This window comes from uncultured Shimia sp. (genome assembly GCF_947493595.1).
Taxonomy (GTDB): Bacteria; Pseudomonadota; Alphaproteobacteria; order Rhodobacterales; family Rhodobacteraceae; genus Shimia.
The window spans coordinates 51,798-78,400 of sequence record NZ_CANLRL010000010.1 but is presented as its reverse complement, the minus strand read 5'-3'; the positions used below and the strand labels follow the sequence as shown (position 1 = coordinate 78,400).

General features: G+C 58.6%; 27 protein-coding genes. 10 read left to right on the top strand and 17 right to left on the bottom strand.

Features of this window, described 5'->3' with window-relative positions; translation table 11 throughout:
- Positions 1-127 precede the first annotated feature (127 nt).
- Both Q0955_RS19095 and ptsP read left to right on the top strand, forming a co-directional pair.
- A complete protein-coding gene (locus Q0955_RS19095) occupies positions 128-1,366 on the top strand; it encodes an aspartate kinase (protein WP_299427874.1) in 1,239 nt (412 codons plus the stop codon).
- Positions 1,367-1,687: 321 nt separating this feature from the next.
- Complete coding sequence (gene ptsP, locus Q0955_RS19090; RefSeq protein ID WP_299427871.1) at positions 1,688-3,931, top strand: phosphoenolpyruvate--protein phosphotransferase; 2,244 nt, start codon at positions 1,688-1,690, stop codon at positions 3,929-3,931.
- Positions 3,932-3,952: 21 nt separating this feature from the next.
- On the opposite strand, the gene Q0955_RS19085 is transcribed toward ptsP, so the two are convergent.
- The 3 genes from Q0955_RS19085 to Q0955_RS19075 form a co-directional block, all read right to left on the bottom strand.
- Entirely contained in the window at positions 3,953-4,720 is a 768-nt protein-coding gene (locus Q0955_RS19085; protein WP_299427868.1) for an EcsC family protein, read from the bottom strand.
- Positions 4,721-4,925: 205 nt separating this feature from the next.
- Positions 4,926-5,648: a DUF1629 domain-containing protein gene (locus tag Q0955_RS19080; protein ID WP_299427865.1), complete on the bottom strand. Its 723-nt coding sequence runs from the start codon at positions 5,646-5,648 to the stop codon at positions 4,926-4,928.
- A gap of 43 nt (positions 5,649-5,691) precedes the next feature.
- Complete coding sequence (locus tag Q0955_RS19075) at positions 5,692-6,177, bottom strand: N-acetyltransferase (RefSeq protein WP_299427862.1); 486 nt, start codon at positions 6,175-6,177, stop codon at positions 5,692-5,694.
- Positions 6,178-6,268: 91 nt separating this feature from the next.
- Here Q0955_RS19075 and Q0955_RS19070 point away from each other — a divergent pair, with 91 nt between their 5' ends.
- Both Q0955_RS19070 and Q0955_RS19065 read left to right on the top strand, forming a co-directional pair.
- The gene (locus tag Q0955_RS19070) at positions 6,269-6,874 is read left to right on the top strand and encodes a flavin reductase family protein (protein ID WP_299427859.1); all 606 of its coding nucleotides are present in this window, start codon (positions 6,269-6,271) and stop codon (positions 6,872-6,874) included.
- Positions 6,875-6,917: 43 nt separating this feature from the next.
- A complete protein-coding gene (locus Q0955_RS19065; protein ID WP_299427856.1) occupies positions 6,918-7,550 on the top strand; it encodes a CatB-related O-acetyltransferase in 633 nt (210 codons plus the stop codon).
- On the opposite strand, the gene Q0955_RS19060 is transcribed toward Q0955_RS19065, so the two are convergent.
- Positions 7,547-8,458, bottom strand: a complete 912-nt coding sequence (locus tag Q0955_RS19060; protein WP_299427853.1) for an AEC family transporter — start codon at positions 8,456-8,458, stop codon at positions 7,547-7,549. The genes Q0955_RS19065 and Q0955_RS19060 overlap by 4 nt on opposite strands.
- A 216-nt stretch (positions 8,459-8,674) precedes the next feature.
- Positions 8,675-10,321, bottom strand: a complete 1,647-nt coding sequence (locus tag Q0955_RS19055) for a SulP family inorganic anion transporter (protein WP_299427850.1) — start codon at positions 10,319-10,321, stop codon at positions 8,675-8,677.
- A gap of 247 nt (positions 10,322-10,568) precedes the next feature.
- Here Q0955_RS19055 and Q0955_RS19050 point away from each other — a divergent pair, with 247 nt between their 5' ends.
- The 3 genes from Q0955_RS19050 to Q0955_RS19040 all read left to right on the top strand — a co-directional run bounded on the left by Q0955_RS19050 (position 10,569) and on the right by Q0955_RS19040 (position 12,841).
- Complete coding sequence (locus Q0955_RS19050; protein WP_299427847.1) at positions 10,569-11,126, top strand: hypothetical protein; 558 nt, start codon at positions 10,569-10,571, stop codon at positions 11,124-11,126.
- A 125-nt stretch (positions 11,127-11,251) separates the two neighbouring features.
- Positions 11,252-12,142: an S-methyl-5'-thioadenosine phosphorylase gene (locus tag Q0955_RS19045; RefSeq protein ID WP_299427844.1), complete on the top strand. Its 891-nt coding sequence runs from the start codon at positions 11,252-11,254 to the stop codon at positions 12,140-12,142.
- 69 nt (positions 12,143-12,211) lie between these two features.
- The gene (locus Q0955_RS19040) at positions 12,212-12,841 is read left to right on the top strand and encodes a LysE family translocator (protein ID WP_299427841.1); all 630 of its coding nucleotides are present in this window, start codon (positions 12,212-12,214) and stop codon (positions 12,839-12,841) included.
- Here Q0955_RS19040 and Q0955_RS19035 read toward each other — a convergent pair.
- Positions 12,838-13,080: a hypothetical protein gene (locus tag Q0955_RS19035; protein WP_299427838.1), complete on the bottom strand. Its 243-nt coding sequence runs from the start codon at positions 13,078-13,080 to the stop codon at positions 12,838-12,840. The genes Q0955_RS19040 and Q0955_RS19035 overlap by 4 nt on opposite strands.
- A gap of 164 nt (positions 13,081-13,244) precedes the next feature.
- Here Q0955_RS19035 and Q0955_RS19030 point away from each other — a divergent pair, with 164 nt between their 5' ends.
- Complete coding sequence (locus Q0955_RS19030; RefSeq protein ID WP_299427835.1) at positions 13,245-13,784, top strand: adenine phosphoribosyltransferase; 540 nt, start codon at positions 13,245-13,247, stop codon at positions 13,782-13,784.
- A gap of 59 nt (positions 13,785-13,843) precedes the next feature.
- On the opposite strand, the gene Q0955_RS19025 is transcribed toward Q0955_RS19030, so the two are convergent.
- The 11 genes from Q0955_RS19025 to coxB form a co-directional block, all read right to left on the bottom strand.
- On the bottom strand, positions 13,844-15,253 hold the full coding sequence (locus tag Q0955_RS19025; protein ID WP_299427833.1) for an FAD-binding oxidoreductase: 1,410 nt from the start codon (positions 15,251-15,253) through the stop codon (positions 13,844-13,846).
- A gap of 46 nt (positions 15,254-15,299) precedes the next feature.
- Positions 15,300-16,109 carry an MBL fold metallo-hydrolase gene (locus tag Q0955_RS19020; RefSeq protein WP_299427830.1) on the bottom strand — a complete coding sequence of 270 codons (810 nt, stop codon included), beginning with the start codon at positions 16,107-16,109 and terminating at the stop codon, positions 15,300-15,302.
- Between the two features lie 130 nt (positions 16,110-16,239).
- Complete coding sequence (locus Q0955_RS19015) at positions 16,240-16,830, bottom strand: GNAT family protein (RefSeq protein ID WP_299427827.1); 591 nt, start codon at positions 16,828-16,830, stop codon at positions 16,240-16,242.
- Positions 16,830-18,092, bottom strand: a complete 1,263-nt coding sequence (locus tag Q0955_RS19010; RefSeq protein ID WP_299427824.1) for a pitrilysin family protein — start codon at positions 18,090-18,092, stop codon at positions 16,830-16,832. The genes Q0955_RS19015 and Q0955_RS19010 overlap by 1 nt, the downstream gene beginning before the upstream one ends.
- Positions 18,089-19,477 (bottom strand): threonine synthase, encoded by a 1,389-nt coding sequence (gene thrC, locus Q0955_RS19005; protein ID WP_299427821.1) that lies wholly within the window; start codon positions 19,475-19,477, stop codon positions 18,089-18,091. The genes Q0955_RS19010 and thrC overlap by 4 nt, the downstream gene beginning before the upstream one ends.
- 5 nt (positions 19,478-19,482) lie before the next feature.
- Entirely contained in the window at positions 19,483-20,160 is a 678-nt protein-coding gene (locus tag Q0955_RS19000) for an SURF1 family protein (RefSeq protein ID WP_299427818.1), read from the bottom strand.
- A 96-nt stretch (positions 20,161-20,256) separates the two neighbouring features.
- Entirely contained in the window at positions 20,257-21,063 is an 807-nt protein-coding gene (locus Q0955_RS18995) for a cytochrome c oxidase subunit 3 (protein ID WP_299427802.1), read from the bottom strand.
- A gap of 44 nt (positions 21,064-21,107) precedes the next feature.
- Positions 21,108-21,671: a cytochrome c oxidase assembly protein gene (locus Q0955_RS18990; protein ID WP_299427799.1), complete on the bottom strand. Its 564-nt coding sequence runs from the start codon at positions 21,669-21,671 to the stop codon at positions 21,108-21,110.
- A complete protein-coding gene (locus Q0955_RS18985) occupies positions 21,671-21,838 on the bottom strand; it encodes a hypothetical protein (RefSeq protein WP_299427797.1) in 168 nt (55 codons plus the stop codon). The genes Q0955_RS18990 and Q0955_RS18985 overlap by 1 nt, the downstream gene beginning before the upstream one ends.
- A gap of 4 nt (positions 21,839-21,842) precedes the next feature.
- Positions 21,843-22,787: a heme o synthase gene (gene cyoE, locus Q0955_RS18980; protein ID WP_299427794.1), complete on the bottom strand. Its 945-nt coding sequence runs from the start codon at positions 22,785-22,787 to the stop codon at positions 21,843-21,845.
- Between the two features lie 84 nt (positions 22,788-22,871).
- A complete protein-coding gene (gene coxB, locus Q0955_RS18975) occupies positions 22,872-23,720 on the bottom strand; it encodes a cytochrome c oxidase subunit II (protein ID WP_299427791.1) in 849 nt (282 codons plus the stop codon).
- Positions 23,721-23,901: 181 nt separating this feature from the next.
- Here coxB and tldD point away from each other — a divergent pair, with 181 nt between their 5' ends.
- Entirely contained in the window at positions 23,902-25,323 is a 1,422-nt protein-coding gene (gene tldD, locus Q0955_RS18970) for a metalloprotease TldD (protein WP_299427788.1), read from the top strand.
- A gap of 128 nt (positions 25,324-25,451) precedes the next feature.
- Entirely contained in the window at positions 25,452-26,594 is a 1,143-nt protein-coding gene (gene dprA, locus Q0955_RS18965) for a DNA-processing protein DprA (RefSeq protein WP_299427786.1), read from the top strand.
- The last annotated feature ends 9 nt before the right edge of the window (positions 26,595-26,603 follow it).

Here is a 26,603-nt window from a genome sequence, read left to right as displayed (position 1 = left end):
CCCTCCTCTCCCCTTGGCCTCAAGCCTTGCGCCGCCGCCACATGCGCCGCCCTGCCGCGCCAATCTGCCTTGCTTCGACGGCCCCAAGCGCGTAAACCGCCTGCGACTTACGAACTAAGGACGCGCCATGCCCGTACTTGTGATGAAATTTGGCGGCACCTCTGTCGCCAACCTGGACCGCATCCGCCGCGCCGCCAAGCGCGTTGGGGTTGAGGTGGCCAAAGGCTATGACGTGATTGTCATTGTTTCCGCCATGTCCGGTGAAACCAACAAGCTTGTTGGTTATGTGGATGAAACATCCCCCCTCTATGACGCCCGCGAATATGACGCCATTGTCAGCTCCGGTGAAAACGTCACCGCGGGCCTGATGGCGCTGACCCTGCAGGAGATGGATGTGCCCGCGCGCAGCTGGCAAGGCTGGCAGGTGCCACTAAAAACCACCTCCGCCCACAGCCAGGCCCGGATCGAAGAGATCCCAACCGACAACCTCAACGCCAAATTTGGCGAAGGCATGCGCGTGGCTGTGGTCGCCGGCTTCCAGGGCATCTCTGAGGAAGGCCGCATCACCACGCTGGGTCGCGGTGGCTCTGACACCACCGCCGTGGCTTTTGCCGCCGCCTTTGGGGCTGAGCGCTGCGACATCTACACCGATGTGGACGGCGTCTACACCACTGACCCACGCATCTGCGCCAAAGCGCGCAAGCTGGACAAAATTGCCTTTGAAGAAATGCTGGAACTGGCTTCTCTGGGCGCCAAAGTCCTGCAAACACGCTCTGTCGAGCTTGCCATGCGCTACAAAGTGAAACTGCGCGTGCTCAGCTCTTTTGAAGAACAATCCGACGAGGCCGGTACGCTGGTCTGCGATGAGGAGGAAATCATGGAATCCAATGTTGTGGCCGGTGTGGCCTACTCCCGCGACGAAGCCAAAATGACCCTGCTGTCCGTGGCGGACCGCCCCGGCATCGCCTCCATCATCTTTGGCTGCCTCAGCGATGCTGGCGTGAACGTCGACATGATTGTGCAAAACATCTCTGAGGATGGCCGCACAGACATGACCTATTCCCTGCCCACCGATCAGGTGAAACGGGCCGAGACCGCACTGGACGAGCTTAAGTCCTCCGGCGGCTTGAACTTTGCTGAGCTGGTGATCGACGAAGACGTCTCCAAGGTCTCCGTGGTGGGCATCGGCATGCGGTCGCAGTCCGGTGTGGCGGCCAAGATGTTCAAAGTGCTCTCTGACGAAGGCGTGAACATCAAAGTCATCACCACCTCGGAGATCAAAATCTCCGTGTTGATTGACCGCAAATATATGGAACTGGCGGTGCAGTCGCTGCACGACGCCTTTGAGCTGGAAAAAGCCGGCTAATCAGCCTTTGATTTTCCAACGCGCGGCCCTCCAGCCGCGCGTTTTTCTTTGCGGACCCAAAATGCCTGTTTTTGCGGCATATTGCCTCTCACCGCAGCGCCCCCGCCCCTACTACCCAAAGCACTTGCTACACCGCAGAAAACCAAGCCTTTCAAAGAAACTCCTGCGTTTTATGGCGCAAACCAATACTTTCGAATTTTCTTCACACAAAACGCTGCATCGCGGCGTATTATTGCCGCCAAGGCATCTGCATAAACCGTTTTGATTCCACGGTTGTTGTGATCTATTTGGCCCCGAGTAGCGACAAGGACCCCACCTCAGATGGTGCAAAAAACCGAGACCGAGAGCCGCAAACTTCTGGGGCGCCTGCGCGATGCCTTGGCCGAGGACAGCGCCGGGCAGGAGCGTCTGGATAAAATCACCCATCTGATTGCCACATCAATGGGCACAGAGGTGTGCTCGATCTATCTGTTTCGTGACGAAGAAACCTTGGAGCTCTGCGCCACCGAAGGCTTGAATGCGGCAGCGGTGCACCAAACGCGGATGCGGGTTGGCGAAGGCCTTGTGGGCCGCGTGGCGCGCACCTCCAAAGTGGTGAACACCGACGACGCGCCCAGCGCCAAAGGGTTTCGCTACATGCCGGAAACCGGCGAAGAGATCTATTCCAGCTTCTGTGGCGTGCCGGTTCAGCGCTTGGGCGACAACCTTGGTGTGCTTGTGGTGCAGTCCAAAGACAAACGCGGCTATTCTCCGGATGAGGTTTACGCCCTGGAAGTGGTCGCCATGGTGCTGGCTGAAATGACCGAACTCGGCGCTTTTATCGGCGAAGGCGCCGCGATGAGCGCGCTGCACCAGCAATCCGAACTCTTTCGTGGCACCTCCGGGCAGGAAGGCGCCTCCGAAGGCCATGTCTGGCTGCATGAACCCCGTGTGGTTGTGACCAATCCGGTGGCGGATGATCCCGATGTTGAGCTCACCCGCCTGAATGACGCAATCGAAGAGCTGCGCGTCGGTGTCGACAAGATGCTTGATGGCGCCAAACGCGGCGACAAAGAACAGCTCGAAGTGCTCGAAGCCTACCGCATGTTTGCCAACTCCAAGGGCTGGATGAAGCGCATGGAGCAGGACATCGCCCGCGGTCTGTCCGCTGAAGCCGCTGTGGAGAAAGAACAATCCACCGCCCGCGCCCGCATGGAGCAGGTCACCGACCAATATCTGCGCGAACGCCTGCATGATCTCGACGATCTCTCAAACCGCCTACTGCGCATTCTGACCGGCCAAGGCAGCGAGACCGGTGCAGATATGCCGTCTGACCCGATCCTGATCGCCCGCAACATCGGCCCCGGCGAGTTGCTGGAATATGGCCGAAAACTCAAAGGCATCGTGCTGGAAGAAGGCTCTGTCGGCAGCCACGCCGCCATCGTGGCCCGCGCACTGGCGATCCCACTGGTCATCCACGCCGATAAAATCACCACCGAAGCTCTAAATGGCGACCACATCATGGTTGATGGCGATCAGGGCATCGTGCACCTGCGCCCGGACGACACGGTTGTAACCGCCTTCCGCGACAAAATCGCCATGGCCGCAAAGGCGCAGGAACGCTACGCCAGCATCCGCGACAAAGAGGCCAAAAGCCGCGACGGCGCGGTGGTGCATCTGACAATGAACGCTGGCCTGATGGCGGACTTGCCGTCGCTAGAATCCTCCGGCGCGGAAGGTGTTGGCCTGTTCCGCACCGAGCTGCAATTCCTGATCCGCAACCAAATGCCCAAACGCACCGAGCTGGCGCAGCTTTATGCCCGAGTTATGGACGCAGCCGCAGGCAAACGTGTGGTGTTCCGCACGCTCGACATCGGCTCGGACAAAGTCCTGCCCTACATGGCCCCACAGGATGAGCCCAACCCGGCGCTTGGTTGGCGCGCGGTCCGTGTGGCCTTGGACAAACCCGGCGTGATGCGCATGCAGCTTCAGGCGCTGCTGAGGGCTGCCAATGGCCGCCCACTGACCATCATGTTCCCCTTCATCGCGCAATATGAAGAATACACCGCCGCCAAGGCCGAGGTCGATAAAGCCATTGAGCGTGAGACGATCCTTGGTCACCCGCTGCCGTCGGAGATCGAGGTGGGCGCCATGCTGGAAACCCCGTCCTTGGGGTTTGCCCCCAAGAAATTCTACGAAGAGGTCGATTTCCTCTCCATTGGCGGCAACGACCTGAAACAGTTCTTCTTTGCGGCTGATCGCGAAAACGAACGCGTGCGCCGCCGTTATGACACGCTCAACGTCAGCTTTTTGACCTTCCTGGAAGGCATCGTGAACCGCTGCATCGACACCGGCACGCCACTCAGTTTCTGCGGCGAAGACGCGGGCCGCCCGATTGAGGCTGTCTGTCTCGCTGCCATGGGCCTGCGCAATCTCTCGATGCGCCCGGCCTCCATTGGCCCGGTAAAAAGCCTGATCCGACGGGTCGATCTGGGAGAGCTGCGCCGTGTGATCCACGCCGCGCGAGAACGTGGCGAGCAATCCGTGCGCCCCGATGTGATGGAATATCTGCGCAGCAGCAGCTGACGGAAGTGGCCGGTCGCCCGGCTACTCTTTCCCCAAACGCTTGCGCATCCTGTCGACCAACACCTCCGGCGACACATCCGCCTCCACGGCCAGCTTGCGCAGGCCAAAATGCACATGCGCGATGTCCTGATAATAGCTGGTATAGGCGTAATTTGTCGCCGCGCCCGCCGCCGCGCCAATCACCGGCACCATCTGCGCCGCCAGCTTCTGCCCCAACACCGGCGCCAGCTTGGGCACAATCACCGTGCTGATCCATTTGGTGCCACCCATCGCCAATCCGGCCCGCTGTTCCAACATCGCCAGATCCGCGCCGCGATCTTCCTCAAACGGCCCATTCGCGGCCAACACGCGCACACAGTCAAACCGCACGCTCTCATGGCTGGGATCAAACCCATATTGCACCGCCACGCCCTGAATAGCGCGCAGCAATACAGTGATCGTAATCGGCAATTCCGCCAGCGAAGACGTCACACCGCCTACACCCCCAGCTGCGCCCAGCGCTGCTGTTATGGATGCGTTGATCCAATCCGGCTGATCTTTCACCAAACCCCGGCTGCCATCCGCCCATTTGACGGCCTGCATCAAAGCCACCTCCGTGGCCCCACCTAACCCATCCTGCACTTCATTGGGCAGAGTCTTGAGCAAGCCAGACACCGGCATGCCCAACACGCCCAGCACCTTCATGCCCAGCCCACTGGCCCCGCCATAACGCTTGGCCAGCGCATCCAATTCAGAATTTACGTCAATCTCACGGTCCGGAATGTCCGGCAAAATCTCGATTTGGGTCATGGGTAAGAGGTAAGGGCAAAGGGCGATTGTTCAACCGCCGAGCGAAGCAGTCCCACTTAAAAATGCCTTAACTATTGATTGATCAGAACGAGGCGAACAAAAGCAGCGTTGAGCCCCACTGCTGATCGCCGCACACAGTTTCGAATGTACGCTCAGCGCAAAATTGGCTGGTTCTTGACGCGACTTGGTATGATTAGTTGCGCATTCAATCAATGAGGCACTCGCGGAATTTGCTGTCGCCCTTGATCACAAGGCCAGCTCCATCGATGGCTTCTTTTAATCTGTCAGAGAGGAATATCACATCAGTCGCACGGCTATCGCGCCACAGGTCCAATTCACCAGCCACGCTAGGATCGACACAAAGCCGGTACTTGTTGTCAGTCTCAATTCGCCAGCGATGGCCGTTAGGGGTTGGCTCCACGCCGGTGGATTTTTCCGGCACCAAGCAATTTCGATTTTCCCGGAAATGTAAAAAGTACCAGCGCCCATCAACAGGCGTCGCTTGATCAGTCTCTCTAAAAGGAATGGCCTTTAGCCGAGTGGCCCCGAGGTTAAACTTTTGAAGCAAATCAAACATGGCGCCGGATAGGACAACCAAACCGTTCCTTCCCTTAAAAACATCCCGCATCTGGTCAAGAGAAACGCCTTCTTGATAGGTGGGATACATGTAATCTGGGTATTCTTCGACGCGAATATCTTGCGGTGAATTTCGTATCTCCCCAGGTAAAACGAAGCCGTACCTTTGGGCAAGATCAGCTGTTTGCTCGAGGGAAATTGCCTTCCCATCATGGCCAGGTAAATGGAAGCTCACATAAACCCCAGCCTCAGGGTCTGAAAGAAAGCATGAGTCCCAGACTTTTTCATGAGCCATTTCGGCATACCTTTTCGTTTGAAAATAATCTTTTGAGGAATGCAGCAATGCGGTCATTGGTGTGCCAATAGTGCAGGGAAGCTAAGCCCAAGTCGGTGCCCTACCCCACACTCTCCACATCCCCAACAACACCGTCCCAAGCGCCCTCTACAAGCGCCCGGCCCAGCACCCGCTCGGGATTGGTCGGCGGCGGCATCACCACGCCCACCAGCTTCTCAAAGCCAAACCGCCGATAATACGGCGCATCGCCCACCAACATCACCCGCGCCCAGCCCAAAGGCTGCGCCCGCTGCAAGCTGTCCTCGATCAGCAAACCGCCCAAGCCTTCGCCCTGATGCGTCGGGTGCACGGCCACTGGCCCCAGCAACAACGCCGTCACAGCGCCAATCCGAACGGGCCAATACCGGATCGCTCCGGCCAAGATACCGTCAGCATCCCGCGCGACAAGCGACAACCCCGCCACAGGGTCCACACCATCCCGCAAACGGTACGAAGACAGCGCCTCACGCCCCGGCGCAAAGCAGAGGTCATAAAGCGCCTCCACTTCCCACCAATCTTCACCGGTTTCCACAGCTAGCGTAATCACCTGCGCGCCTCATGCCCGTCGTTCATTTTGCGGTTTCATCGCCCCTAACATGGCGCTAGGACTGCCTGCAAACCAATATGGAGTCAGTCCGATGTTCTATCAGCCAAAAGACGGCCACGGCCTGCCGCACAACCCGTTCAAAGCCATTGTCAGCCCGCGCCCGATCGCTTGGGTCTCCACCCAGGACGCAAACGGCGTGCGCAACCTCGCGCCCTATTCGTTTTTCAACGCCCTTGCGGACAATCCCCCGCAGGTGATGTTTGCCTCCACCGGCAAGAAAGACGATCAGGCCGAGGGCAAGGACAGCCTGTCCAACATCCGCGCCACCGGCGTGTTCTGCGTGAACATCGTCGAAGAGAGCATTCGCGACGCGATGAACATCTCGTCCGGACCGCTGGGCAAAGACGAAGACGAGTTTGTGGCCGCAGGCCTGGAAGCCGCCCAATGTGACACCATCGACTGCCCGCGCCTTATCGGTGCGCCCGCCTCGCTGGAATGCCGCCTGACCCAGATTGTGCCTCTCCTGGGAGAGAACAACTTTATGGCCATCGGCGAAGTGACCGGCGTACACCTGCGCGACAATTGCATTGTGGATGGTATCTTTGACGTCACCACCTACCGCCCTCTGAGCCGTCTTGGCTACAAGGACTATGCGGTGGTCGACAACACCTTCACCCTCGCCCGCCCCGATCAGTAAACCGGGGCCTTAGGCGCGAGGGACATTTGACAAGGAGGGCTCCATGCCCCTTCCCGACCCCAAAACCGCCTTTCCGATCACCTTGCCCGATGGCAGCAAACACGCCGGCACCGTGCTGCTCTCTGCGGTGATCGATCATCCAAAATGTGACATCGGAGATTTCACTTACGCCTCCGACTTCACCCCACCAGAGGACTGGGCCAGCCACCTCGCGCCCTACCTCTTCCCCTTCAGCCAGGAGCGGCTCAGCCTTGGCAAGTTCTGCCAAATCGCCCACGGCGTGCGCTTCATCACCGCTTCCGCCAACCACGCCATGGACGGGCTGAGTTGTTACCCCTTCCCGATTTTTGGCGAGACCGTGCCAGAGGGCTACCAACCGGACAAACGCGACACTGTGGTGGGCCACGACGTCTGGCTCGGCTATGGCGCGATGGTTCTGCCCGGCGCACAGATTGGCCATGGCGCCATCATCGGCGCAGGTGCGGTGGTGCGTGGCACGGTGCCGCCCTATGGCATCGTCACCGGCAATCCCGGCACAGTGGTGAAAAAGCGCTTTGACGAAGACACCATCTCAGAGCTTTTGCACATCGCGTGGTGGGATTGGCCCAAAGAAAAGATCGAGCGCGCAATCCCGGCCATCATGGCAGGCGATGTCACGGCCCTTAAGGCAGTCTAAAACACCACCTCAGCCAGAGTGATCCACACCGGCAGGCTTATCGCCCCCAACAAAGTTGTCTGCGCCACCAGTGTCGCGGACAACTCCCGATCTGCGCCAAAGCCCGAGGCCAACACATGCGCCGCGCTCGCGGTCGGCAAGGCCGCCCAAATCACCAGCACAACCGCCACGCCGCTCTCCAGCCCCAAGACAAGCGCTAATACCGTTGCCGCCACTGGCATCACCACCAATTTGGTCGCACAGATAATACCGCTAAACGCATCCAGCCGCGCCAAAGCCCCCCAGTTCATCGTCGCCCCTACTGAGATCAAGGCAATCGGGATCGCCGCTGCGGCCAGCATCTCCAAAGGCGCCAACACAGGCGCCGGGATCGTCAAGCCTGACAGGCCCACCAGCACGCCACCCAGCGACGCAATCAAAAACGGATTGAGCGCTACCTTTTTGACGGTGCCCCACAGCCCAAAGCTGCCACCCCGGCTCAGCGCGCTCACGGCAAACACATTGGCCATCGGCACGGCCATACCAATCGCCACCGCCATCACCGCAGCGTCCGCCTTATCTGTGGTGGCAATCGCAATAAACGCCAGCGCGGTGTTGAACCGCCACGCGGTCTGCCACGCCCCGGCAAAATCCAAAAACCGCTCCGGCCCAAACCGCCGCGCGCCAAAGCCCACGACCAAACCAATCGCCAACAGCGTCCAGACCAAGGGCGCAATGCCCACCACCTGAGCAACTTCCAAAGGTCGTTGGCTAGCCGCAACAAACAACAGCGCAGGGAACAGGATTTCGAAGTTGAGTTTGTCGAGCCCCTGCCACGCATTGGCCGACAACCGCTTGCGCAGCAGCCCACCCAGCCCAACGAGCAGGAACGAGGGCAAAAGCCCGATCAGAATGGCAAGGAAGGTCATGGGATCGCTCCAGTGTGGCTCCCATCGTCTTGCAGCTCCGTTTCACAAAACACAAGACACAGCTTGGCACGGACATCGTCCGGGCCGCGCCCGACCCTCCCGTTTTGTTGGAAACAAACCTGCGGTTTGATGGGAGGGCGCTGCCCTGAAGCTACACCAAACAAAAAAGGGCCAGCCCCTCGGCCAGCCCTTTCTCAATCCAATTTGCGAGACAGCTTAGTGCCCGCCACCAAACACACCGGTCTTCACCGGATAATCCACGGCAATCTGATACTCTGGATCGTCATCACTATCGACCATCAGGTTGCCCGCCTTGCTGAGCAACTCGTGACAATCCCGGCTTAAATGGCGCAGAACAACCTGCTTGCCCGCCGCCTCATATTTGCCAGCCAGAGCCTCAATGGCCTGCAACGCCGACTGGTCCACCACCCGCGAGCGGGCGAAGTCCACAATCACATGGTCAGGATCGCTGTCCACTTCAAACAGCTCACCAAATCCTTCGGCGGAGCCAAAGAACAGCGGCCCTTCGATCTCATAGACCTTCGCGCCCGGATCACTTGCGCTTTCACGGGTGTTGGCGTGGATACGGCGCGCGTTCTGCCAGCTATAGGCCAGCGCGCTCACAATCACGCCAACCACAACCGCCACCGCGAGGTCTTCAAGCACGGTCACAACAGTCACCAGCACAATCACAAAAGCGTCCATCTTGGGCACTTTGCGCATGATCTGGAAGCTGTTCCAGGCAAAGGTGCCGATCACAACCATAAACATCACGCCCACCAATGCGGCCAGTGGAATACGTTCGATCAGAGGGCTCGCCACCACAATAAACGCAAGCAAGAACAGCGCCGCCGCGATGCCGGCAATCCGCGTGCGGCCACCGGATTTCACGTTGATCATCGACTGGCCAATCATCGCACAGCCGCCCATGCCACCAAAGAAACCGGTCACAACGTTGGCAGTCCCCTGTGCGATACACTCTTGAGATGCACCGCCACGCTTGCCGGTCATTTCGCCCACCAGGTTCAGCGTCAGCAGGCTTTCGATCAGGCCAATTGCCGCCAGGATCACCGCATATGGCAGGATGATCCACAGGGTCTCAAGGTTGAACGGTGCCAACAACGCTGGCGGATAAATCCCCTCACCAGAGCCAAACGGCACATGGAAGCTAGGGAACCCACCTTTGATAGAAGCCATGTCACCCACGGTTGGCACGTTGATGCCAAACACAATCACGATGATCGCGGTGATCCCGATGCCCGCCAGCGGCGCAGGAATGGCTTTGGTCAGCTTGGGAAGACCCCAAATGATGCCCATGGTCAGCACCACAAGCCCCAACATCATCGCCAGCTGTGGCCCAGCAAGCCACGCATCGGTGTTGGCCGGATCTTTAAACTGGGTCAGCTGCGCCAGGAAAATCACAATCGCCAGACCGTTCACAAAGCCCAGCATTACCGGATGTGGCACAAGTCGGATGAACTTGCCCCAATGCAACGCGCCTGCAATGATCTGCAAAACCCCCATCAGGATTACGGTCGCAAACAGATACTCAACGCCATGCTCGGCCACCAAGGCGACCATCACCACTGCCAACGCACCGGTTGCACCGGAGATCATGCCCGGACGGCCGCCAATCAAAGCGGTGATCAAGCCGACCAAAAAGGCGGCATAAAGCCCCACCAACGGGTGCACACCCGCCACAAAGGCAAAGGCCACCGCTTCCGGCACCAAGGCCAAAGCCACGGTCAAACCGGAGAGCACCTCGGTCTTAACCCGACCGGGTGTGAACCCCTCGTCCTGCATAATGGACAGGTTGGGGGGAGAAATATTCTTGGCCAGCATGGCCAGCGCCGCGCGTCTCATGAGTGTACCTGCGTAAATTTGGGAGTGTTCGCTTGGCGCCTCCCTAGCGGGTTTGCCCTTAACAAACAATAGTGATGGCCCGCCCGACGCCCCGTCAGAGGCATTTGCACCACGCTTGGCTGCCAGAACCGACCAAAGCTTTTCAAAATCGGCGTTTCTCCCTCACAATTTGATGACACCTCGTGATTGGACTGAACACCGCTAAGCTTAGAAAGTGCCCTAAACTGTTCCCGTTCTGGATGCCCCTATGCGCTGGTTTTTCGCCCTGTCTCTGCTTGCCACTCCCCTCGCCGCTCAGGATCAGGACGGCAATGACCGCCCGTCCAACTGGCGCGTCACTCATCACGCCATTCACGACATCTGGAACACCATCTGTGACGAACGCGACGAAGCAGGCACCTTGGCCCAACGCTGCTACATCCGTCGTGTCGACGTGTTCTCACCACAGCCCAAGTTCGCCGCCCAGTTTTTCTTTCTGACACAAACAGTAGAGGACCGGCCCGAGATCGAATTTGGCATGGAGCTGGGCACCCTCACCGCGCCCGGCAATTTTCGCGTCGAGCGCAACGGGGCCACAGTCTGGCACACAAACCGTGTCGGCTGCCTCACTGGCACCGGATGCACCTTTGATGGTGCGGCCGCCGAAACCTTGCAGACGGAAATGCTGTCAGGCGGCGAATTCCGCTTCACGTTCCGAGACCGCCATGGAGCATCCCAAGACCTGACATGGCCGCTCAAGGGCTTTGAACCTGCCTATTTTGACTACCGCGCGCAACTCGCAAAACGCGGCTTGGCTCAGCCCTGACGGTCCCTAATTTGCACCTCCGCGATACCGACACATTACAGACGCGTTACCGACCCGGCTTTTCCTTGCAATTCCCGCCCCTTGTGCGCACAACTTTGCCCAAAGTTTAGCACTGGGAGACGGGCATGACTGAGGCCACCAAAGAAACCATGATCGCCGTGATTGGCGGCTCGGGCATCTATGACATCGACGGTTTGGAAGACGCCACATGGCAGGCGGTCGAAAGCCCCTTTGGCACCCCGTCTGACGAGATCCTCACCGGACGTTTGGGTGGCGTAAAAATGGCCTTTCTGCCGCGTCATGGTCGAGGCCATGTGCACACGCCAACCTCCGTGCCCTACCGCGCCAATATCGACGCCCTAAAACGCCTTGGTGTGACCGATGTGATCTCTGTCTCCGCCACAGGCTCTTTCCGCGAAGAGATGGCGCCGGGCGATTTTGTCATTGTGGATCAATTCATTGACCGCACCTTTGCCCGCGAGAAATCCTTCTTTGGTCCCGGTTTGGTGGCCCACGTCAGCGTGGCGCACCCCACCTGCCCACGCCTCTCCAACGCCTGCTTCACCGCCGCCACCGACGCCGGTATTAAAGTCCACAAGGGCGGCACCTACCTCGCAATGGAAGGCCCGCAGTTCTCCACATTGGCCGAAAGCAAAATGTACCGCGAAAGCTGGGGCGCAGATGTGATTGGCATGACCAACATGCCCGAAGCCAAATTGGCCCGCGAAGCCGAGCTTTGTTATGCCTCCGTTGCCATGGTCACCGACTATGACAGCTGGCACCCGGAGCACGGCGAAGTCGATGTCACTGAAATCATTGCCACATTGACTGGTAACTCCGAAAAAGCCCGCAATCTTGTACGCGCTTTGCCCGCTCTCCTCGGAGCCGAACGTGCCGACTGTGAACACGGCTGCGACAAAGCCTTGGAGTTTGCCATCATGACGGCTCCGGACAAACGCGACCCGGAGATGATCGCCAAGCTTGATGCCGTCGCCGGTCGCGTATTGGCAGGGTAATTGGCGCTAGACCAAACCACATTTCACCTATTTGATGGGGCCTGCTGATTCATTTGCGGGCCCTTTTTCATGTCCTTCGATCTCTGGCTGACCTTTGTCGCCGCCTCCTCTGCCCTTCTGCTGATCCCCGGCCCCACTATTTTGTTGGTGTTGAGCTATGCGCTCACCCAAGGCCGTCAGGTCGCCGTGGCCACTGCCGCAGGGGTCGCGTTTGGCGACCTGATCGCCATGACCGCCTCTCTGTTGGGCCTGGGCGCTCTTGTGCTGGCCTCTGCCACCGCCTTTACGGTGCTCAAATGGGTTGGCGCCGCCTACCTGCTCTGGCTTGGTTTCAAAATGCTGCGCAGCGCCGGTCACGCCAGCCTGGGCGACATCAAGACATCAGCCAACTTGCCAGCCCGAGGCGTCTTTGGCCATGCCGCAACCGTGACAGCGCTCAACCCCAAAGGCATCGGCTTCTTCATCGCCTTTGTGCCGCAGTTCATTGATCCGACCTCCGCGATGCTGCCGCAATTTGCAATCCTGATCAGCACCTTTGTCACGCTCGCGGCACTCAACGCGCTGGCCTATGCTCTGCTGGCCGACCGGCTGCGCAGCCGCATTGAACGCCCGGCTGTGATGCATGGTTTGACCCGTCTGGGCGGCGTCACATTGATGGCAATGGGGCTGCTGACAGCCACGCTAAAACGTGCCGCTTAACGCGTGTTCTTCTTCATAAATTTTCGAATGAACCCACGGATTTCCCGCGCGGCGCTGGTATCGAGCTCTTTGCACAAATCCACGAAGGCATCGCGCTCTTTCTTGTCCAGCCGCAAGATCAGCTGACTGTCTTTTTTGGACTTGGACTTTGCCTTGGATTTGGCTTTGCCCTTGGTCTTTGATTTGGACGTGGCCTTGTCCGCGCCCGTATCCGGCTGTGCCTTGGTCTCTGATCCCACGTGGCGCCCACCCGTCCTGATGTCGTTGTCCTTCTGCTTGCTTACAGAGCCCTACCGTACCCCGTCCAGAACAAACTCGCCCCACCGCGACAAACTCCGCCCTTGCGCGCCGCGCTTGCATCCGCCAAACCTGCTGCGTCTGAAATTTACCACCGGAACCAGAGATGCCCAAAAGCGCCGACGTCAAAGACTACATCCGCACCATTGTCGATTTCCCGCATGAAGGCATCATGTTCCGCGATGTCACCACGCTCTTTGCGGACCCGCGTGGCTTCCGCATGGCGATTGACCAAATGCTGCATCCCTACGCCGGCACCCGCATCGACAAGGTTGTGGGGTTAGAAGCACGCGGCTTTATCCTCGGCGGCGCGATTGCCCACCAATTGAGCGTTGGCTTTGTCCCAATCCGCAAAAAGGGCAAATTGCCCGGCACCACCATCTCGCAGGACTACAAACTGGAGTATGGTGAGGCGATTGTCGAAATCCACGACGACGCGATTCAGCCGGGTGAGCAAGTCCTTGTGGTTGACGATCTGCTGGCCACCGGCGGCACCGCCGAAGCAGGCATCAAGCTGATCGAGCGCTTGGGCGGCGAAATCATCAGCTGTTCGTTTATCATCGACCTGCCTGAGCTTGGCGGCCGCAAGAAGCTTGAGGCCATGGGCATGGATGTTTCCGTGCTCTGCGAGTTCGAGGGACTGTAAAAGGGGCTTTGCCCCGTCGCCTTTGGCGACTCCCCAGGATACTTGCAGAATGAGAAGACCTAGGGCGCGAGCACCGCGCCCGGGTTCATGATCCCTTTAGGGTCCAGCGCCGTTTTGATGGCGCGCATCGCCGCCAACCGTGTCGGGTCCCCGTATTTTTCCAAATCACCCACCTTGAGCCGACCAACACCATGTTCGGCACTGAACGAGCCTCCATAGTGATGCACCAGATCGTAAATCTGCGCGCTTAGATCGTGGCGAATATCGTCATAGTCATGCCGGTCGCCGCCTTTGGGCGGAAATAGGTTATAGTGCAGGTTGCCATCTCCAAGATGCCCAAAACAGTTGATGCGCAGCGGACATTGCGCTGCAATTTTAGCGCTCATCTCGGTGATAAACTCTGGCACGGCCTCAAGCGGCAAAGAAATGTCATGGCTCGCCACCGAGCCAATCGCCTTGTTGGCCACGGGAATATGCTCACGTAGGTTCCAGAAATCGTCCCGCTGACGCGCGCTCTGTGCAATCAGCCCATCCGCCACCAAACCTTCCTCAAGCGCTTCGCCAAACAGCTCCTCCAACAGGTCCTCCGCACCCGATCCGGTGCCCACCTCGATCAGCACGGACCACTCCGGCGGTGTGTCAAACGGCAAGCGCACATCCGGCAGTGTCTCAGCGACAAAATCCATGCCGTTTTGATGCATCAACTCAAACGCCGAGACGGATTCCCCTGCGATATCCCGTGCCATGGCCAGCAAACGCAACGCTGCTGCCGGGTCGGTCACCACCACAATCGCTGTGGCCACAGACTTGGGTCGCGCAAACAGCTTCAACGTCGCCGCGGTGATCACGCCCAATGTTCCTTCGGCGCCCACCAAAAGGTTGCGCAGATCATAGCCGGTGTTGTCTTTGCGCAAACGCGTCAGCCCGTGCCAAATCTCACCGGTAGGCAGTACCGCTTCCAGCCCCAGACATAAGTCCCGCGCATTACCATAGCGCAGCACATTCACGCCGCCTGCGTTGGTTGCAAGATTGCCGCCGATCCGTGCCGTACCTTCCGCGCCAAGCGACAAGGGAAACAATCGGTCCGCCGCTTCGGCCGCCGCCTGCACATCCTGCAGGATCACGCCCGCTTCCGCGATCATCACGTTTTCCAACGGGCGCAGGTCACGCACCTTGTTCATCCGCTCCAGGGACAGGATCACCGGCTTGGCACCATCCTCGACAAGCTGACCGCCCACCAACCCGGTGCCACCGCCATAGGGCACCACGGGAACGCTGGCCGCGTGACACGCCTTTACAACGGTTGCGACCTCTTCAACCGAGCGCGGCAAGGCCACCACGCCACCATTGCCAAAGGACCGCCCACGAGGTTCTTCCAGATAGCGCGGCTCGGGGCTGCGCAACGCGCCTTCCGGCAACAGTTCGGACAGGGATTGGACAAAATCGGGGGAAGCATCATGTAAACTCATGGCCCTGATGTACGCTGCCCCTGCGGCAAGGTCTACGCGAAATCCCTTACGGGTCTTGCAGATAGCGCGGCGAGAGCACTTTGATGGTCGGCTGATCCGGCAAGTCCCGCAGACTGACGGTCAGGCTGGAACGCCCGTCGTTCTCGATCAGATATTCATCGGACATGCCGGTCAAAAACGCGCTCAATGTCCATTCCTCAAACCAATGCATCGGGATCACCACCTGCGCTTTCAACCGCTTGAGCACCCGCATCATGGTGGGCACATCCAGGCTCATGCCGCCATCCACCGCTGCCATCACCACATCCAACCGGCCTAGGGCGGCATATTGCGCGTCATTGGGCTCATGGTGCAGATGCCCCAAATGGCCGATGCACAGCCCCGCCACCTCAAAGACAAAGATTGAATTGCCCTTTTCTTCCACCCCGCCAAAACTGCGGATGTCTGTGGGCACATTGCGCACCAGCATTGATCCCAAGTCCAAGTGGTGCTCAATCCCCAGCCCATAGTCCCCCCACCCCGGCAAGACATTGGGGATCGCAGGATCGGGCGTAGCGGTCCAATGTGTGGCATGGGCGTGGTTCATCGTAACCACATCCGGCACCAGCGTGGTTGCGCCTAAAAACCCAGTGTAGTCCGTGACCACGTCAATGCCGTCATGGCTCTGGATCAGGAAAGACGCATGGCTGATATAGCTGATGCGCACAGAGTGGGTGTCCACCGGTTCGCGAAAGGATGCCTTCTGCAAGTATTCGACGCCAGGCACCTGCGCCAAAGCGATACAATGGCTTGGCCGTCGGTCCTGCGCACTCGCGGATGTCGCCCACATCAGTCCCATAAGTACTAGAAACCGCATTCTGCAGCCCTCCCTGTTTCACACAGGGTAGCAGAAATTGACGCCATTGGGGGGCACGGTTTCTTGGGCTTCTTCTTGCCACAAATATCCTGGGGAAGCCTCAGCGATGCTGAGGCTGGGGCAAAGCCCCCTAAACCTGCCCGGCCAAAGTCCGACCACGCCGGTCATGGCGCAGCGCCGCATAGAGCACATGTGTCCGCCAGCGGCCGTTAATCTGCAAATAGCTCTGTGCGACGCCTTCATACTTGAAACCGGAATTTTCAAGCACACCCCGACTTGCGACATTCTCCGGCAAACACGCCGCTTCAATCCGGCTCAAGTCCAGGCGCGTAAACGCATGATGCACCACCGCCTCGATCGCCTCGCTCATAAAGCCTTGTCGCGCAAACTGCTGCCCAACCCAATAGCCCAGCGTGCCGGCCTGAGCAGGCCCGCGCCGGATGTTGTCCAATGTGATCGCGCCAACCAACGTATTGTCGGACCGGCGAAACATAAACAGCGGCACCGCCGTGTCGTTGGAAATGGAGCGCTGCGCCCAGTACACACGGTTGGTAAAGCTTTTGCGGCTCAAATGCGTGCTGGCCCACACCGGCTCCCATGGCACCAGAAAATCCGCACTGGCAGAGCGCAGCTCCGCCCACTCGCGAAAGTCCGCATGAATGGGCGGGCGCAACGTCATGCGCTCGGTCTCGATCCGAACCTTGCGACGCGTCAGCAGCATTAAGCAGCGCGCCTCGCTTCCAAAGCGTCCAAAGTTGGCGCTGCAGACACCGGGCCATAAAGCGCCATCGCGCTGCGGGCTTGGCTCGCCATCTGCTCGGCAAAACGGCGCACGTCAGAATCACTGACACCGTCAATACGCTCAACTGTTTCTGGCAAGCTTGGGATTTTTCCCCAAATCGCCAGCATACGCGCCAAACGTTCCGCGCGGCTTGACGGGCTTTCCAGCCCCATCAGCAAGCCCGCCTTCATCTGCGTGCGGGCCCGCGCGATCTCAACAGGGTTCATGTCGTCCGCCGCGCGTTTGAGTTCATCAATGGTGATCTCTGCCAGCTCTGCAATTTGCTCGCCGGAGGTGCCCGCATAAATCGTGGTCATGCCCGTGTCAGCATAAGCCCCGGTCTGGGCAAAAATTGCATAACACAGCCCACGCTTTTCACGCACCTCCTGGAACAAACGGCTCGACATGCCGCCGCCCAAAGCGCTGGAGTAAATCTGCGCGGTATAGATATCCGGGCTGCAGTAATCCGGGCTTTCAAAACCAATGGCAAAATGCGCCTGTTCCAGCGCTTTCTCCGTGCGGTATTCGCCCCCGGCGAACCGCGCTGGCACCAGTTCAATTGCCGGTCCCCGCTCAAGATGACCAAACATCTCCTCGGCCATACGCACGATCTCGTCGTGATCCACAGCGCCAGCCGCGGACAGGATCATACGTTCCGGCCGATAGTGCTCGGTGACAAAGGCCGATAGATCTTCGCGGCCAAAGCGGCGCACATGATCGTCCTCGCCCAAAATGGTGCGGCCAATTGGCTGATCCGGATAGGCCCGCTCCTGCAACCAATCAAACACCACATCGTCCGGCGTATCCAGCGCCTGGCCGATCTCTTGCAAGATCACGCCACGCTCAACCTCGATCTCGTTGGGATCAAAAATCGGGTTCAACACAATGTCACCAACCACGTCCAGCGCCAGTGCCACGTCGTCTTTCAGCACCCGCGCGTAGTAGGCCGTGACCTCCCGGCTGGTATAGGCGTTGATGTAACCGCCCACATCCTCGATGGTTTCCGCGATCTCCAACGCGGTTCGGCGTTGCGTGCCTTTGAACGCCATGTGCTCCAGAAAATGCGCAATACCGTTCTGCGGTGCGCGCTCATGGCGGCCACCCGCACTCACCCAGATGCCAATCGAAGCGCTCTCAAGCCCCGGCATATGTTCTGTGGCGATCTGAAATCCGTTGGAGAGTGTGTGCAGTTTGACTGTCAACGCTGTGCTATCCGTTCCTTGATCAGCGCTTGCAGCGCTCCCAGTTCGTTGGGAACGCGGGTCACGCGTTCGTCTTTATCCATCATATCCGCCATATGCGGCGGCAGTGCAGGCCGTGCCCCCATCGCGGCTTCCACCGCATCCGGGAACTTGGCCGGGTGTGCCGTGGCCAAAGTGACCATAGGCACCCCGCCCAAATAGGCATCCGCGACCTTTACGCCAACCGCTGAGTGGGGGCAAAGAACTTCTCCACACGCGGTAAATTCATGGGCAATGGTGGCGTTGGTTTCATCCTCGGAGGCCCGACCACTGTCAAAATGCTCGCGCAGCGTTTCCATCGCGCCTTGCGAAATCGCAAAGGAGCCGTCCTTTAGCTCATCCATCAACTGCGCCACAGCCCCGCCATCACGGCCATAAGCATCAAACAACGCACGCTCAAAGTTGGAGCTGACCTGAATGTCCATCGACGGGCTGATCGAGGGCGTTACGCCCTCTTTGGTGTAGGCCCCGGTTTCCATGGTGCGGTGCAAAATATCGTTCTGGTTGGTGGCAATCACCAGACGCTCAATTGGCAGCCCCATCTTTTTGGCGATGTAGCCCGCAAAGATGTCGCCGAAGTTGCCGGTTGGCACGGTGAAGCTCACCTTGCGGTGCGGCGCGCCAAGGCTCACAGCGGAGGTAAAGTAATACACTACCTGCGCCAACACCCGCGCCCAGTTGATCGAGTTCACACCCGCCAGTTTCACGCCATCGCGGAAATCAAAATCGTTGAACATGTCTTTGAGTTTGGCTTGGCAATCATCAAAATCACCATCCAGCGCCAAAGCATGCACGTTGGCATCCTCAGGTGTGGTCATCTGTTTGCGCTGAATGTCAGACACGCGTCCATGCGGGAACAGGATAAACACATCCACATTGTCCAAGCCACGGAAGGCTTCAATCGCGGCAGATCCTGTATCGCCGGATGTCGCGCCTACAATTGTTACGCGCTCATTGCGCCGCGCTAGGGAGAACTGGAACAACTGACCAATCAGCTGCATCGCAAAGTCTTTGAACGCCAGCGTCGGGCCGTGGAACAGCTCCAGAAGGTAGTGATTTGGCGCCAGCTGCACCAAAGGCGCGCGCGCGTCGTGGCGGAAGTTCGCATAGGCCCGCGCGATGATGCCTTTGAACTCTTCATCGGTGAACGCATCGCCCACAAACGGGCGCATCACAATGAACGCGGCCTCTTCATACGACTTGCCCGCCAGACCTGCGATCTCCTCGGCCGACAGCGTCGGAATGCTCTCCGGCACATAAAGCCCGCCATCACGTGCCAGACCGGTCAACATGGCCTCTTCAAAGCTCAGCTCAGGGGCATTTCCACGGGTCGAAATATATTTCACGTCTCTCAGGCCTTTTTGGTTTTGCGCATCCGGCGCAGGTAATACAGGGTCATCGCCACCCAGACAATTGCCAGTCCGTACCATGTCAGGACATATTCAAGGTGATTGTTGGGCAAAGCGGCGGTATCCACGGGCAATGGTGTGGCAATCGCGCCCTTGTCACTGTCTTCACGCACAATCAACAGCACCGGTTCGGTGCCCAGCACCTCTGCCATCTGATCCACGTCACGGGCAAACCAGATATTGCCATCAACGTCATTGGCTGGCGTGTAACTATCGCGCTCATCGGGCCAATGCAGGTTGCCGACCACATCAACGGCGTGTGCCGGGCGTGCAGTGTCCTTGTCTGCGGTCTTGATCCAACCGCGATCAATCATGATCCGACGGTCACCTTCGGTCTCAAACGCGGACACCAAACGATAGACCGCGCCAGCATCGCGCGTACTGGCCAGCAGGTGGATTTCATCCTCGGTGATGGTGCCAGAAACGGCCACCGGCAAGTACTTGTCCCGCTCAACATCAATCGAGTCAGGCAGCGCCACAGGATCGCTTGCGATCCGCACATTGATCTCGGTAAGCACGCCTTCTTTCCAGGTCAGTCGCTGCAACTGCCATGTGCCCAAAGACACCAGCACCACCGTGCCCAGAATGCCAAAGAACAGAGGCAAGAACAGTCGACGCAAGGCAAGGTTCCTTCCCAAAAGAAAAAGCGCGGCAGATGCTGCCGCGCTTTGCTTTAATCGTATCCGCTCTCAAGGATCAACCTTTAGCAGGCAGGCTTATTGGCCCCAGATGTAGACCGCTGCAAACAGGAACAGCCAGACCACATCCACAAAGTGCCAGTACCAGGCAGCCGCCTCAAAACCGACGTGCTTTTCTTTGGTGAAGTGACCCGCGTTCAGACGCAGCAGGCAAACAAACAGGAAGATTGTGCCGATGATCACGTGGAAGCCGTGGAAACCGGTCGCCATGAAGAAGGACGCGCCGTAGATGTTGCCAGAGAAACCAAACGCCGCGTGGCTGTATTCATAAGCCTGGAAGCCGGTGAAGATCAGGCCCAACAGAACCGCGATGATCAGACCGTTTTTCATATCTTTGCGGTTGTCTTCATGCGCCAGTGCGTGGTGTGCCCAAGTCGCAGCACAGCCGGAACACAGCAGGATCAGCGTATTGATCAGCGGCAGGTGCCAAGGGTCAAACGTCTCGATGCCAACAGGAGGCCAAGGACCGTCCACAGCTGGGCTGTTGCCGTTTGGATCCATTGGATACATGCGGTGCTTGAAGAAGGTCCAGAACCAAGCGGCAAAGAACATCACTTCGGACATGATGAACAGAATGAAACCGTAGCGCAGACCAATTTGCACCACCGGCGTGTGATCGCCCACGTTGCTTTCCGCAATGACGTCAGCCCACCAGCCAAACATGACGTACAAAACGCCAATCAGGCCAATCAGGAACATCCAAGGACCGCTGTCGTGCATCCACACAACCGCGCCAAACAGCATGATGAAACCCGCCAAAGCGCCGAGGAACGGCCACCAAGAGGGGTTCAAAATATGATAATCGTGATCTTTTACGTGCGCCATGTTTTCCATTTCCCTCGTTGGAAGGCTTACCTTTGATTTTGCTTTTACTCGCCCACTGTCGTCAAGGACGCCAGTTCTTCGGGCAAGTCGGTTTCATAGAAGGTGTATCCCAATGTGATCACCTTGATATATTTTGCGTCCCGGTCATCCACGATTTCCGGGTCCACATAAAAACTCACCGGCATCGTCACCCGCTCGCCGGGTTGCAGCACCTGCTCTTCAAAGCAGAAACAGTCGATCTTGGTGAAAAACCCACCCGCATCATACGGCGCCACGTTGTAGCTCGCAGTGCCGGCAATCGGACGGTCGGATGGGTTGTATGCCTCGTAGAACGCCAGACCAGTCTCACCGATCCGGATCTCCATCTCGCGTTGCAGGGGTTTGAATTCCCACGCCATGTCACGCTCGATGGAGGCGTCAAACCGCACTTTGATGGTCTTATCCAGAATCACATCGCTGCCGGTCTCAGCAACGTCCGTCACACCGCCAAAGCCGGTCACACGGCAGAACCAGTCGTAAAACGGCACAGATGCCCACGCCAGCGCGCCCATCACAAGGACAACGCTGACGGTTTGCACCAGTGTTTTGTTCTTCGGGTCCATCGCCATTACTGATCCCTCTGGATGCTGGCGTTTTCCGGCTCATAGTCACCGCGGGTGACTTTCACCACGGTGAGACCAAACACAATCACAATGAAGCTCACCAAAACCAGCGCAACCCCAAGGTTGCGGCCAAAGCGGCGTTTGTGCAGTTCGTGTTGTTCGTGAAAGCTCATCTGCTTACCATCCTCCGATGCCATAGGGGGCCAACGTGGCCTCTGCCAAAATCGCACCAAAATGCAGGAACAGGTAAATCAGCGATAGGCCAAAGAACGCTTTCTCGCGTTTGTAGCCGTCCGCTTCGGAAATCTCTTCGTCACGACGCCAGATCGCAATTGCCCCAGCCACAAACAGACCGTTCAGGATCAACGCCGTGGTCAGGTAAATCGGGCCACCCACACCGGTGAACGCCATGCCAATCGCCACAACAGCAAGCAGCAGCGTATAAACTAGGATGTGGTTGCGGGTCACGCGCCGGCCATGGGTCACGTGCAACATCGGCACGCCCGCGTCTTTGTAGTCAGACTTCATGAACAGGCAAAGCGCCCAGAAATGCGGCGGGGTCCACATGAAGGTCAGCGTGAACATCAGCACGCTTTCAATCGAAATGCCGCCGGTCACAACCGCCCAGCCGATCATCGGAGGGAAGGCTCCTGCCGCGCCACCAATCACGATGTTCTGCGGCGTCCAGCGCTTGAGCCACATGGTGTAGATCACCACGTAGAAGAAAATGGTGAAGGCCAGCAGCGCCGCCGCGACCCAATTGGCCGCAAGGCCCAGCATCACCACCGCAAAACCGGACAGCGCCACGCCCACTGCCAGCGCCTCGCCTTCGGTGACCTTGCCAGCCGGAATCGGGCGACTTTGGGTGCGCTTCATCAAGCGGTCGATGTCCGCGTCATACCACATGTTCAATGCGCCGGAGGCACCGCCGCCCACTGCAATGAACAGAATGGCGCAGAACGCCACAAACGGATGCACAGAGCCCGGTGCCGCCAACAGGCCCACGGCAGCTGTGAACACCACAAGCGACATCACCCGTGGTTTCAGCAGGGCGAAATAGTCGCCAAATTCTGCGTCACCATGGCTGGCTCTGGCTTGCGTATTGATGCTTGCGTCGCTCATGTCTTCTCCAATTAAGGTGCGCGCACGGCGCACACCCTACAGGCGTTGTAGGATGCGCGGTCTCCGCGCACCCAAATTTGTCGCTTAGTCAGCGGAGGCCAGTGCCACACCTGGAAGGGTGGACATGTCGCCCGCATATTCTTCGATCGCGCCTTTCAACCACGCGTCATAGGCCTCTTGGGACACAACTTCGACGGTGATTGGCATATAAGCGTGGTCTTTGCCGCACAGCTCGGAACACTGACCAAAGAAGATGCCTTCTTTTTCGGCCTCAAACCAAAGCTGCGCGATACGGCCAGGTACGGCATCCTGCTTCACACCGAAGGAAGGGATGGTCCAGCTGTGGATCACGTCCGCGCCGGTCACGTCCATCACAACGGTCTTGCCAACGGGCACAACAACCTTGGTGTCAGTCGCCAGCAGATACTCATCGTCGTTGTAGCCGTTTGCCGCCAGCTCTTCTTTTGGCAGCAGGAAGCTGTCAAAGGCAAACTCGTGGTCGGTGTACTCATAGCCCCAGTACCACTGGTAGCCGGTGACTTTGATGTGCACTTCACCTTCTGGGATTTCTTGCTGGTTAAACAGCACTGGCAGCGAGAAGGAGCCAATCAGCACCAGGATCAGGATCGGACCAAGGGTCCAGGCAATTTCCAGCGGTGTGTTGTGGGTAAAGGTACCCGGCGTTGGGTTGGCACGACGGTTGAAGCGCACCATGCAGTAAATCAACAAACCGGTCACAAACAGCGTGATGATGGTGATGATTGCCAGGATCAGACCATCAAGGGACTGAATCTGACGGGCCAGTTCGGTGGCCGCTGGCTGAAAGCCAAGGCCTTTGGGCTCAGGCTTACCAATGATTTCGGCGGACTGCGCGATGGCAGGCGCCGCAAGTGTTGCTGCCATAAGGCCCAGGAATGTCGAGAGAATTCGCATATGTCACCCTGATCGGTTGCGGTGTTGTTCTTATCGGTGGAACAGAATCCCTGGTGCCTTTCGGCGGAATCCCGCTGTTGTTTCGCGCCTAAAAACCATATTCTCTCCCGTAGATAAAGATCGAAGCTTGCGTCAAACGGACGCTTTTTTGATTTAGATCAAATTTAGAGGCTAACCGCACATGACCCAATCCCGCTTCCAACCCTTTGAAAACACACTAGATGAGGGCACCGCGCTGCGGCATTTGCGCGCTGCGACCACGGGTGCAGATGATGGCGAGTTGTTTTTTGAACGCCGCAGTTCGGAAGCTTTGGTGTTTGATGACGGCCGGATCAAGACCGCAAGCTACGACGCCGCCGAAGGATTCGGCCTGCGCGCGGTCAATGGCGAGGTCGCCGGATACGCCCATTCTTCTGAGATCAGCGAAGCCGCCATCAAACGTGCGGTGGACACCGCCCGCCTTGCGGTTGGCAACGGCGGAGGCACACTTGCGGACGGCCCAAAGCCAACCAACCGCAAACTCTACACTGACGCGGACCCCATCGGAGGCATCGACTTCCCAGTAAAGATCGAAACCCTGCGCGACATCGACACCTTTGCCCGCGATATTGATCCACGCGTGGTGCAGGTCTCCGCCACATTGGCCGCTTCTCATCAAGAGGTGGTGATCCTGCGCCCCGATGGTCAGGTCATCACCGACACCCGTCCCATGACCCGCGTCAATGTCTCGGTGATTGTCGAAGAAAACGGCCGCCGTGAAAGCGGCTCGGCTGGCGGCGGTGGTCGTGTTGGTCTCGATGGGCTGCTTGATCCTGCTGACTGGCAAGCCAAGACCCGCGAAGCCCTGCGTGTCGCCACAGTGAACCTTTCCGCCGTGCCTGCCCCGGCTGGTCCGATGGAAGTGGTGCTTGGGCCTGGTTGGCCGGGTATTCTGCTGCACGAAGCGGTGGGCCACGGCCTCGAAGGCGACTTCAACCGCAAAGGCAGCTCCAAATTTGCAGGAATGATCGGGCAGCAAGTCGCCTCCAAAGGCGTGACCGTGATCGACGACGGCACCATTGCGGACCGTCGCGGGTCGATCACCGTGGACGACGAAGGCACGCCGTCCGGCAAAACCACCCTGATCGAAGACGGTGTATTGGTCGGCTACATGCAGGACCGGCAAAACGCCCGCCTGATGGGAGTCGCCCCTACCGGCAACGGCCGCCGTGAAAGCTACGCCCACGCCCCCATGCCGCGCATGACCAACACCTATATGGAAGGTGGTGACGCGAATCCCGCAGATCTGGTCGCCTCCCTCAAGGATGGCATCTACGCCGTGGGCTTTGGCGGCGGACAGGTCGATATTACTAACGGCAAGTTCGTGTTTTCCTGCACCGAGGCCTACCGAGTAGAGAACGGAAAGGTCGGCGCGCCCGTTAAAGGCGCCACATTAATAGGCGATGGCGCCACCGCCATGACCCAAATTAAAGGTCTGGGTAATGATATGGCGCTTGATCCGGGCATGGGAAACTGCGGCAAGGCAGGCCAATGGGTGCCGGTTGGCGTGGGCCAACCCACTGTTTTGATGGACGGATTGACGGTTGGCGGCGCGGCCACTTAAGGCAAAGCTACCTAAAATGTGAGGGGAATTCGTTTTATTTGGTCAATTCTCAATTTTTTCCTGTTTGGTTTACGTGCTGTTAACCACTGAAAGATTAATACTTGTCTTGCAAGCAGGCGGAGTTGCGGATGACCGAAGATCGAATTTCTTCCACTCACCCCCAAATCCCACCCACCACGGAGGAAGCGCGATTGACGCGGCTTCGCCTCTTGCGATCCCGACGTGTCGGGCCAACAACATATCATAAATTGATGCGGGAGCATGGATCGGCGGAGGCGGCCCTAAACGCCCTGCCCGAGATAGCAAGAACTGCTGGCGTGCCCCGGTACACCCCAACATCAATCGACGACGCAAAACGCGAACTGAATGACGGCCGTGCTCTTGGAGCACGGCCTCTTTTCTTTGAAGACGCGGACTATCCGGCGCTTCTCAAAGAAATTCCCGACGCACCGCCCATGCTGTGGTGCCTTGGAAACACCGATCTCTTCAACACACCAACAGTTGCCTTAATCGGCGCCCGCAATGCCTCCTCTTTGGGTATGCGCATGGCCAAACGCCTGGCATCCGATCTTGGCGACGCGGGGCTCACCGTGGTCTCTGGCCTCGCCCGTGGTATCGACGCCACCGCCCATGAGACCTCGTTGGACACCGGCACCATTGCTGTCTACGCCGGAGGTCTTGCCCGCCCCTACCCCTCCCAAAACATCGGTCTGGCAGAGCAGATCGCCGCCCAAGGCCTCTGCCTGTCTGAGCAACGCCCCAATATGGAACCCCGCGCCCGCCACTTCCCGGCCCGCAATCGGATTATCTCCGGCCTTGTGCGCGCTGTGGTGGTGGTCGAAGCCGCTTCCAAGTCCGGCAGCCTGCTCACCGCGCGCATTGCGTTGGATCAGGGCCGCGACGTGCTGGCGGTGCCCGGCCACCCGTTTGACGCCCGTGCCGCTGGCGCCAACATCCTGATCCGTGATGGGGCAAGCCTTGTGCGCGGCGCCGAAGATGTGCTGGAAGTGCTCAACACACTCCCCTTGCGCACGCTGCGCACAGATGAGCCTCCGGAAGAGCCTTTACCACGCCGCCCCAAGCGCAGCCTGCGCGACACCGCTGCCTTACACAGCGAGATCCTGCAGCGCCTCGGCCCCTCCCCCGTCAGCGAAGACCAGCTTGTGCGCGACATGGTGATGTCCTCATCTGAGGTCACTCCAGTGCTTCTGGACCTCGAAATGGACGGCAAGATCACCCGCCTGGCGGGCGGGCTGCTCTCAAAAACCTAAAATGCAGGA